Raw genomic sequence first — 1,381 nt, forward strand, 5'->3', positions numbered from 1 at the left:
CGGGAATGGGCGCAGAGGTCGGCGTGGAAGTCGACGAAGCGGCTCTTCTCGAAAGTGCCGACGAGATGGGACACCGCGAACAGCGCCGCCTCCATCGCAGTCGGATCGCGCGGGTCGGCGCGGACGTAACCGCTTCGGAGATCGTGGGCGGAGAAGAGGGGCGGGCCGCCGCTGAGGTCGAGAACGAGGTCGCAGGTCGAGCTCGCGCCGTTCCGCGCCTCGCCGAACAGCAGGGCCTGACGCGAGGCTGGGGAGGGGACGGCGTAGTCGTCGATGCGCAGGGCGAAGGCGCCGAGATGACCCGAGGCGTTGACGATCGTCCCCTGCAGGACTGGGAAGTCGTTGGTGCGGGGGGGCGCCACGTCCTTCGGCCGGCTCAGCAGCACGGTGACGTCGAGATGGTCGGCGAGCCGGCGACCGGCCTCGATCGCGACCTCGTCATGACCGTAGATCAGGACGACGCCCTGGCTCTCCATGGTCAGGACCGGGGGAGGGGGCGGTGACTCGGCGGCGGACGCCAGGAGCGCGGCGATCTTCGGCCCGGCCTCGTGTGCCTCCGACGACCAGCCTGCGCTCTCGCGCACATCGATGCAGACCAGCCGATCCTCGGCACCGAGTTCGGCGGCGTGCTCGGTGAAGAGCGGCGCCTGGACGCTGCAGGATACCGTGACCGGCGCCCCCGCTTCGAGGCTCGCCCTGAAGCGGTCGATCTCCCGCCCGCACAATTCCACCGCCGTCTCCAGGCGTCCGCCGCAGGCGGGAGCGATGGCGTCGGCATCGAGGGGCACGGTACCCTCGCAGGAACAGGCGAACACGACACGGTCGGACAAGGGAAGGGCCTCACAGAGCGGGGGAACGCGGGGCCGGCATGGCCCTTCGCGTTCTCGCATCCGCGCCTTATACTCGAACCGTTCGAAAGAAAGGACCCGGCCTGTTGGCGCAGGGAAACCAGGGGCGCCAGGATGGTTCAGTCGGCATGACGGTCTCGCTCGCGCAGGGCAGGGGGCACAGGCTCGCGCTTCCACCCGCCTTCACCGCTCTCGTCTTACCTCAGGGTTCGGAAGGGGCCTTCGCGCAAGCCTGCCGGATTGCCCGGACGGATGACGCCCGGACCGGGACGCTGGTCTGGGCCGGGCCGGCCGAGACCATGGATATCGCCGTGGTACTGGCGCCCGAGGAGCCGCTCCGGACGGCACGTCGGGCCTTTATCGCCGGCATGGTCGCCCTGGCGGCGGCCGTGGGCGCACATGCTCCGCCCGAGATGCCCATCGAGGTCGCATGGCCGGACACGCTGCTGTTCGATGGAGCCCGCATCGGCGGCGGGCGTCTCGGCTGGCCGGAGACCTGCGGCGAGGACGAGGAGCCCGACTGGCTCGTGTTC

General features: G+C 70.5%; 1 protein-coding gene and 1 pseudogene. One reads left to right on the forward strand and one right to left on the reverse strand.

The annotated features are described in order from the left end of the window. Positions 1–830, reverse strand: a pseudogene (locus tag ACFE7U_RS12400) (4Fe-4S ferredoxin); the annotation flags it as partial. Positions 831–976: 146 nt separating this feature from the next. Between ACFE7U_RS12400 and ACFE7U_RS12405 the strand changes: the two are divergent. Continuing rightward, positions 977–1,381, forward strand: a 405-nt coding sequence (locus tag ACFE7U_RS12405) for a biotin/lipoate--protein ligase family protein (protein ID WP_375410034.1), incomplete at its 3' end; no start/stop codon positions are given.

It is taken from the genome of uncultured Methylobacterium sp. (assembly GCF_964251405.1).
GTDB lineage: Bacteria > Pseudomonadota > Alphaproteobacteria > Rhizobiales > Beijerinckiaceae > Methylobacterium.